Consider the following 8,525-nt stretch of genomic DNA (forward strand, 5'->3'; position numbering starts at 1 on the left):
CACATTAGGTTCTCGGCATACGACACGTCGACGATGGTACGTAATGCATCCGGCTCGGCGCGATAAGCGGCAGCAATGAAGTCTGTCTGCGCCCTAACTGCGTCCGCATCCCTACGCTTGACGGCCTCAGATGTCGTGTCAGCAAACGCCTCGACCCAGTTTAGTACTGTATTGTCGTCGGTCGGGTCCCATCCTCTCTCTCGAAGCCAATGATCGGTCAACGCTGCTTCAGTTGGAAAACGCAAACGGAGTGCAGCGACAAGAGATTTATTAGGATTTCGTAAACTCATGGAGCGAGAAAATCGCTAACGGTTCAGCATTAGGAAAACATGTTGCCACGCCGGGAAAATCGCCGGTTCTCCCTCTGAATTCATCTCCAACTTGTCTTATTCAGAGGTTCGCATGGCCCAAGCCGCCACGCTCCAGCCGGGGCAAATCCGTCATCTTTTTTGGAGCGTTGTTAACAATTAACAACGGGAATCGCCCCATTTGTCGGGTGGGGGCATAGTTAACACTATTCGAGCGGTGACCGCTGGCTGACAGGTATCGGGCCATCTGCCTCGGCGAATTCCGGCTTGCCGGTGTTCCAGAACGCGGCATAGCGGCGGGCAGTGCCAGGGAGCAAACGGCTACGGCGGCGAGCAGGGAAAAGCGATGCGGGCGGAAGCGGAAGTGGTCATGGGGTCGATCCTTCAGCTGTGGGTGAAATGGCGGGCGCCATCCGGATGATAGCGCCATCAATCGACATGATCAATGACCCGTAAGGAACGCCGCCTGCCGGTTGCGCGGCAGGCGGCCGCTTCGTACGGGTTCGCTACGACGGCGGATTGTAGGTATTCAGTTGCCCCCAGTAGGTCAGGCTCTGGCAGTAGCCGTTCGACACGCTCGAATCCGAACCGGTGCATCCGAACCGCGGCACGCAACTCAGAACCTGGATCGGCATGTCCGCCGCGATGGTGCCGCTCACCGCCGGGTATTGCGCCGCGATGTCGGCGCCCGCCAGCGCCGCGAAGTAGCTCGTGTACGACCCGGTCCACCATACCCGTGGCTGTACTTCCTCGGGCACGTCCAAGCCCTGCTTGATGGCAGCGTTGATGCAACTATCCACATCGAAGGTCTCGTCCAGCGCCATCAACATGATCCATAAGTTGAACAGGAACCAGGTGGCGGCCGCCGTGCTGTCGCCGCCTTGTGCGATCAATGTGTTGATATTGGCGGTAAACGTCCCGTTCACGATGGCGCTTTGCAATACCAGCGCCGTGGCAGGGCCCGCGTTGGACGCGCCGATCGCATCTAGCGCTGCCTGGGTGGGCGGATAGCCGTACATGAAGGTAGCCAGATAAGTCGCCGACAACCAGTCCTGCAACTGGCCGTTATAGGTCGCGAGGTCCGTGGTGAGCTGGTTGACGTTGACCTGTGCCGCGCCCGCCTGGTTGATTTGGTCTGTTAATGTCGCCAAACAAAATGTTCCCCACCAGCTCGAATTCATTGCCGGGTTGACCTGCTGCACCGCTTGCAGGATCGCCGCCGCCGTCGCGGATTGTGCGATGCCATTGAAGAAGGCGTCGTTGTAGCCGCTGTAGTTGCCCTGGTAGCTGTAGCTGGTCGAATCCAGCCCATCCCATTGGGTTGGCTGTTGGGCGACCGGATCGTTCGGCAGCGACGTGACCAGGAGGTTGACGATCCCGCCCCGATGCGCGTTTTGCCAGTCCATGGACCCGTAATAGGGCATCGCATCGATCAAGGTCGTCAGCGGGTCGGTATTCCCCCCGGCCGGAGCGACCAGCGGCACGATGCCATTCAGGGACGCGGCAACCTGTGCCTGGAGCTGCTGGAAACCGGTACTCATGACAGTTCCTTCGCGGCGGCGGCGACGATCTGGAAGGACGTCGTCGCGTTGCCCAACGCATTCGATACCGCCAGCGAGAACGCGGCGTTGAACGCCGTCGCGACCGTTCCATTCGGCGAAAACGTGCAGGTGTCGCTGTCGAAATTCAGGAACGGCGGCAGCGTCCCGGTGAGAACGAAGGTCAGCTTCGGACTGGGCATGACGCTGAAACTCGGGGAGAACGCCTCGTTCTGCGACGGTTTGTCGTTCACCGTGAAACAGAGATCCTTCATGCTGAAGTACGAGGACGACGGGGCGATGCCGGACATGGTGAGCGTGAACTGCGAGCCCGCCGCTGTCGAATAGCCCAGGCTGCTACCCGAAGCCGCCAGCCAGCCTGTCGCCCCCGCCGCGCTGTAATTGCCGGCACTGTCCGGAACGACCGGTTGCAACGTCAGCTGCAGGGTGGCCAGGTTCTGTCCATCTGGCGCCAGCGCCGCATTGCCGACCGGACTGGACAGCCATTTTTGCGTCGTCACCGTGACGCTGCCACCGGCAACCGTCGCCGTTCCCGTCGGCGTCCCGGGCATGAACACGACCGTGTCGTCGCTGAGCAGCGTCAGGCACAGCGGGACGACCGAATTCGAGCCGCTGTACGAGACCTTGGCATAGATGCCCGACAAGCCCTGGCTGTCCGTCTGGGTGAAGAACACCCATCCCGGAAGCGTGCTCGACGTGCCGCTGGCGATCGTGCCGTCCGCATTGCAGCCATAGAAGCTTCCATTGAGGCTCAACGTGAATCCGAGCAGCGTCAAACCGTCGACCGTGTACGGGATCACGTAATCGATGCTGCTCGCCCTTGCCGCGACCGTCAGCCCCGCGGGCTGGGCGTAGTCGCTGACGAATTCCTGCACCGGGTCGGGCGGTTTCTGGAACATTTCGTAGAGCGCAAGCGCGATACCGGCCACGGCCGCAACGATCGCCAGGGGACCGGCCACGGAACAGATGCCGGCGATCACGCCGCCCTCGACCGCGAAGGCGCCGGCCATGGCGATCAGCGTCAGGCAGCCCGCCGCGATATTGAGCCCATCCATCGCCTTGCTGATGRTGCTCTCCCCCTCCGCAAGGTTGTAGATGCTGAAACTGATCCCGGCGAGGATGAGGATCGGGCCGAGGCGCGCGGCGATGAATTCGTCCAGATTCCTGCCCAGGATGCGGGCAGCCACCGAGACCTCGGCGGCGACGTCGGCGTCCGCGTCGCCGATCATCATGATTTCCGTGATCGCCGGATCTTGCGTCAATCCGATCGATCCTTTCGTGTCTCCCAGCCATCTTGCCGCGCTGTTACCGATGCGTGCCAGGGCAGTGTCCAGGACATCCGCTTCGCCGCTGTTGAGGATATTGGCGATGGCGCCCGCACGCTGGCCCACGGACAGGCCTTCGGTGCCGAAGATCGCATAGATCCGCACGCCCCGTTTGACGATCGCGCCGACGATCTGCAAACCCAGCTGCACGGCATTGGTGATCAGCTCCGCCTGTTCGGCATCGCTCATCTTGTCCCAGCTCTTGAACGCCATGATCATCTGATAGGCGCTGAGCCCGGCGAGGCCGGTGAACAGCAGCGATCCGAAGACGGAAGCCACCTTGGAAAACCGTGGATACGCGGCGATAAACTTCGGCAGGAATCCATTCGCAATACTCGGCAGCGACATCACGTCCTGGAACGCACTCGCAAGATCGTTGATGATATCGAGGCTGTTTTTCAGGATGCCGTCGAAATCGCGGTCGTTGATCAGCGTTTGCAGTTCGGCCGCCGCGGCCTGGATTTGTGCGTCCTCGTTCGCGATATTCTGGTTGACGAAGGTCTGGAGATATTCCTTGATGATCGAAAAGGTATTCGGATCGGCATTGAATCCGAACATCGACGGCAGAACGTTGGTTGCCAGGAAGACGTTCAGCGTTTGCGTGTACCGCTTCGCAAACACACCGGAAGGATCGAGTGCCGTCAACACCGCCGCGTTGAGCWGAAATAGCCTCGGCAATGCGGTCGCGTCGCCGTTACCGCTGCCCGGGCTCATTTGCAGCGCGATATTGGCGAGTATGGAGGGCGCCGTATTGTAGGTGTAGTAGTAGAACGCCCAATACAGGTTGTTTGTCGTGGCGTAGGTCTGCGCATCCTTGACATCGTCGATCAGGTTCTGGATCAACTGCGGATTCGTCCGATCGGGAACGACGTTCGCATTGATGTCGGCGATGGACGCGGCCGCCACCTGATTGATGATCGGGGTGTACGTCGCGCTATTGCTTTGCTGATCGCCGAGATAATCGTTTATCGACGGGAACAGCTGCTGCCAGTGATATTGGAACAGGAGTTGTCCATGCGTGTAATACACCTTCGATGCCGCAACCTGTTCTTTCAGCCACGTTGCCGCGCGCGGCCCGTTCAGGTACTGGCAATTGCTGTCGTTGCCGCCCGCGAGACCCTGCGTCATGACCGCCGTGGCCAGCGACTGGTACCAGGCTGAAGGATTTGCAACGCCCGGCACGGGCGAATTGGCGATGATGGCCAGTTCGCCCTCGAGCGTCGGCTGGGTGGAATTCGGGAACAGAAGATTATAAATGTCCGGCGAAACGAAACTGTTCATGATCGTCTGTAAGTCCGCCGTCACCGCCTGCTGTACCTGATCGTACCAATTTCCCGCCGCGTTTTGCACATAGCAATTCATCGCCAACAGTCCCGAAATCGTCAGAGCGGGCGGCGTGTCCTTCAAGCTTTGCAATGTCGCGGGACAATATCTTGGGGAACGCGTCAAGGCGGCAAGCGCGGTGTTCGTATCGAGGCGTTTGCACGGTACACCATCCGCCGTTTCCAGCGGCAACCCGGCATCGGAAAACCGCAACACCCCCGCCGCCGGCAATCCGGTCGCGGCTTGCACCTCGGGCGCCAGGCCGCTCCACCGCAATTCGTTCCCGCCGACGCGGGCAGCACGCAGCACAAGATCGCCGACGACCATCTTGCCGTCGAAAACGCCGAACGGCACCGCTGCATCGTCACGCTGAAAATACCCGGTGATCAACTGGTTGGCGCGGGCGCCGGCGATGCCGACCAAGGTGTCGGATGCCTGGCCGCTACTCGTGATATCGATCGCGCCCGTGATGGTCGCCGCAGCCAGGTCTTCGGTGGCCATCAACCAGTACGGGTAGACCGATGCGGGACCGGTGGCCGGCATACCGGTGTCCGGCGGCGGGGACGTCACCGTCTTGAACGTCAGGTTCCATTCGTTCGTCAAACCGAGCGAGGCGGAAAATGCGCCGACCGCGGGTGTCCACGGCAGCGAACCCGTTTCGTTATCGTCGAATTCGAACGTGAAGACGGGCGGCTGCATCGGGCCGCCCGGCGCCTCGGTATACTTCAGCAGCAAACGGCCTTTTACCCAGCGCGCCTGCTGCCATTGCGTGCAAGTCGGATCCCACGCCATGCCCGAGATGGCCGAGCCGTCGGTCGTGAACACGACGCCCGCATCGAGCGCCACGTCGCACAGGAACTGGGCCGTCACGCTGGCCTGGACGGACACCATGGCCATGTCCCGGGCAACGAGGCCCACGCCGCCGGCACCGTCGTGCCTCAGATGCAGCTGGCCGCTGCCGAAGGCGCCGCTCCAGAGCAGTATCTTGTCGTGTTCGTCGTAGCGCCAGTTGCTTCTCGGGACGGGGACATGATCCAGAAACAGCTGCCCCTCCGGGATGCCGTGAACATTCGCGCCGCACAACGTCACGGTCTTGGGAATCTCGAGGTCCGCATTACCCGTCGCGTCCATTTTCGAGATACTGAAGTGGTAAAAAAAGTCGTTCATGTCTGTACTCCCCTTGTCATCGGTTTTATCGGCGATCCCGGCCCGGCCACGGATCGTGAGCACGCTGAAGATCGTCCGCATACAAGCAAGCGTAGATAGCGCCTGCCACGTAACACAAGTAACAAGGGGTAACACAGCCTGGGTGGGAAGCCGGGCGGCGCACCGGCGCTGGGCGGCGGCGACCTTCCGGTCACCGTGCAAGTGCGGGATGCGCAACGTCGACGGGCCGTTCGTCCAGGACCGAGCCCAGCGCTGGCAACTGACACAGCGGCCCGAGGCGCACGCACGTCGTTCGGGCGGCCTCGTCGATCGCCCGTTCCATGTCTTCCCCGCTGCGCACCGACATGTACCAGCCCAGCGGCGCCATGTGCAGATGCGCGATGGCGGCGCAGCGCAGGTCGCGGTCGGGGATCGACGGCGCCAGCATCCGGTCGAAGTCCAGCTTGGCCTGGATATGCGTGCCCGCCTTCAGCGTCATCCGGTCCAGCGCCTCGCGGGCATGGTTGCCGCGCAAGGCCAGCACGGCGTTGAGCGTGGACCAGTGCTTCAGGCCGGCGGTATCCGGGTCGCCCTTGCAGGGTTTGCGGTCGAAATTGCCGTCGATGCTGATCCAGTACGTCGCCGCCGTCACGTGACGCTCGAGCGTGGTCGCACCACTGACGTCGTGCAGCCCGCCATCGACCAGCGGCACCGGCTTGCCCGGGCCATCCGTCAGCATGCCGACCGGCGAGACGACCGGGAACCGGGCGCTGTGCAGCACGGCTTCGCCGAGCGGGATGCCGAGCGGGTTCCCGACCGTGTCCGCGCCCTTGCCCCAGCGACCCCGGTTCGACATCCAGACGACGCCGCCGTCGCAGGCATCGGTGGCGTTGAACAAGACCAGCGGCGCCGGATAGATGCCGCCGGTAAGCGCGGTCAGCGGCATCGCCAGGCCATCGGTCGGCGCTGGCCGCACGTCCGGTGCGGCGGCGTTGCGGATCGCGTCGTCCCAGCTGTCGAGCAGCGCCTGGCCGCGGCGCGGCGGCACGTACGGCAGCAGGTCGAAGGTCAGCATCCGTGCCACGACCGGCGACAGGTGGTCGCGCCGCAGGACGTCTTCGACGAGCCCTTCGACGACCTTGCCGCCGGCGCAATCGCGCCAGCCGCCCGCCGCGACCACCCGCTGGCGCGCGTTCAGGTAGGTGGCGATGCCCACGCTGCCGCCGGAGACGCCGCTCAGCGCCGTCACGTGCGCGCCGAACATGCCGCATGAGCGGTCGTCCAGCCGGGCCAGCAGCGCCGCGATGTAGTAGGCCGCGCGCGCGGTGCAGCGGCACCGGCGCGAACGCCATGCCGAGGAAAAGTATGACTTTCGTAAGACGTATTGCTCGCTCGTTAGACGCTGCTATCCCCGAATTAGGATTAGTTGCGCTGCTATGGCTAATCTTGTCAACTTTCCTCGTCAAATTCCGAATCACTCTGCATTTGGGTTAGGAGAGTTCCCAGATGCTCTTCGGCGTCTTCCAAATCGTACATGAGCATCGCCCACCCAACGGGCGCATCCTTCATAGATATCATAAGGTTCACCTGTCGTTGAGCACATAAATTTGCATCTCTGCAAAGGGCCGGTTGTGGCCCGATTGCGGAAGTTCATCGAGATTCAGTGTAAGGCCCGTATTGCTCCGCTGGCAAGTCGGATCTTGATGGACGTACTCAGTGCCAGCGCTCGTCGAGCCGACCAGGCCCCGCCCGCACCGACGTCGCCGCGCGCTTGAGCCGCTCGAGGATCTCCATCTGCTCGCGCCGCCGCGGCAGCATCGGCGCGGCCTGGAACGCATTGGTCGTGGCGCGCGCCTGCGGCAAGGGGCTCAACAGCAAGGCGAACATCGCGACCCAGAACGGCAGCCGCGTGTAGGCGTAGTGCTCGTCCCGGTACGGCGACGCCGGATCGTAACGATCGTCGTGGATGAATTTCAGTACACCCATCACCTGGCAGATCCTGTCGACCAGCCGTGCATCCTGTGCATAGGGCAGCAGGCCCCTGGCCCCTTCCGCGATGCCCGGGATGTGCTCGTAGCTGTCGAACTGCAGCCAGGCCGCGCGGTAGCGCAGGTAATCGTCGATGTCCACGTTGGCCGCGATGATGGTCCGGTGGTCGAAGCCGAACAGCAGCAGGCCCTCGAACCGGGTCATCAAGGTCATGGGCGGGCCGGCACGGTGCACCATGTAGCGGGTCTGGATCCCGTACGCGCGCTCCAGGACGGGATACGTGTCCTGCAGCTCCGCCCTGTTCGGCAGCACGTCATGGCGCAGCAGGTGCACGTATAGCTGCTCCAGCATGTCCCGCGACAGCAGCGACGGCGCGCGGCGCAATTCCGGCCTGAGGCGATGCCAGTTTCCGGGATACCAGTCACTCTCGATACCGTTCGCGATCGCCTTGTCCTCCGACTCGACGAACGCACGGAACATCGCGGTTGTCTCTTCTGTCGTTGTCATTTTTTTTCCGATTCATGTTTGTGTCCTACGCGATTACATACTCGAGGTCTCCCTGCGCGTTGGCCCGCACCGAGATGCGCTCGATGGCCATTCCTTCCGCCATGCGCGCCAGCACGGCCCCGGCGATCTCCGGCAACAGCGTGCCGTTCAGGATGTTGTCGACGTTGCGCGCGCCGGAGTCCACTTCCGTGCAGCGGGCCAGCACGGCATCCACGAGCGATTCGTCGTACGCGAACGCCGCCTTGTGATTGGCGGCCACGCGCCGCCCGATGCGATCGAGCTTGAGTTCGATGATCTCCGCCAGCACGTCGTCCGGGATCGGATAGAACGGCACGACCTTCAGCCGGCCCAGGAACGCCGGCTTGAAC

Annotated in this window: 5 protein-coding genes and 1 pseudogene; all 6 read right to left on the reverse strand. The window is 62.5% G+C overall.

Going from position 1 to position 8,525, the window contains the following annotated elements; all coding sequences use genetic code 11:
- A partial coding sequence (locus AC1DYX_RS24235; RefSeq protein ID WP_477263609.1) for a DUF7674 family protein occupies window positions 1–290 on the reverse strand: 290 nt, incomplete at its 3' end.
- Window positions 291–814: 524 nt separating this feature from the next.
- On the reverse strand, window positions 815–1,849 hold the full coding sequence (locus tag AC1DYX_RS24240; RefSeq protein WP_477263611.1) for a hypothetical protein: 1,035 nt from the start codon (window positions 1,847–1,849) through the stop codon (window positions 815–817).
- Window positions 1,846–5,763, reverse strand: a complete 3,918-nt coding sequence (locus AC1DYX_RS24245) for a hypothetical protein (protein WP_477263613.1) — start codon at window positions 5,761–5,763, stop codon at window positions 1,846–1,848. The genes AC1DYX_RS24240 and AC1DYX_RS24245 overlap by 4 nt, the downstream gene beginning before the upstream one ends.
- 109 nt (window positions 5,764–5,872) lie before the next feature.
- Window positions 5,873–6,925, reverse strand: a complete 1,053-nt coding sequence (locus tag AC1DYX_RS24250) for a hypothetical protein (RefSeq protein ID WP_477263615.1) — start codon at window positions 6,923–6,925, stop codon at window positions 5,873–5,875.
- Between the two features lie 449 nt (window positions 6,926–7,374).
- Window positions 7,375–8,157, reverse strand: a complete 783-nt coding sequence (locus AC1DYX_RS24255; RefSeq protein WP_477263618.1) for a hypothetical protein — start codon at window positions 8,155–8,157, stop codon at window positions 7,375–7,377.
- A gap of 25 nt (window positions 8,158–8,182) precedes the next feature.
- A pseudogene (locus AC1DYX_RS24260) lies at window positions 8,183–8,525 on the reverse strand (type VI secretion system ATPase TssH); the annotation flags it as partial.

The sequence above is a fragment of the Massilia sp. P2_C2 genome (genome assembly GCF_056404615.1).

Coding starts and splice junctions, on each gene's coding strand:
- AC1DYX_RS24255 (WP_477263618.1), bottom strand. CDS start 8,157: ATGACAACGACAGAAGAGACAACCGCGATGTTCCGTGCGTTCGTCGAG.
- AC1DYX_RS24250 (WP_477263615.1), bottom strand. CDS start 6,925: ATGTTCGGCGCGCACGTGACGGCGCTGAGCGGCGTCTCCGGCGGCAGC.
- AC1DYX_RS24240 (WP_477263611.1), bottom strand. CDS start 1,849: ATGAGTACCGGTTTCCAGCAGCTCCAGGCACAGGTTGCCGCGTCCCTG.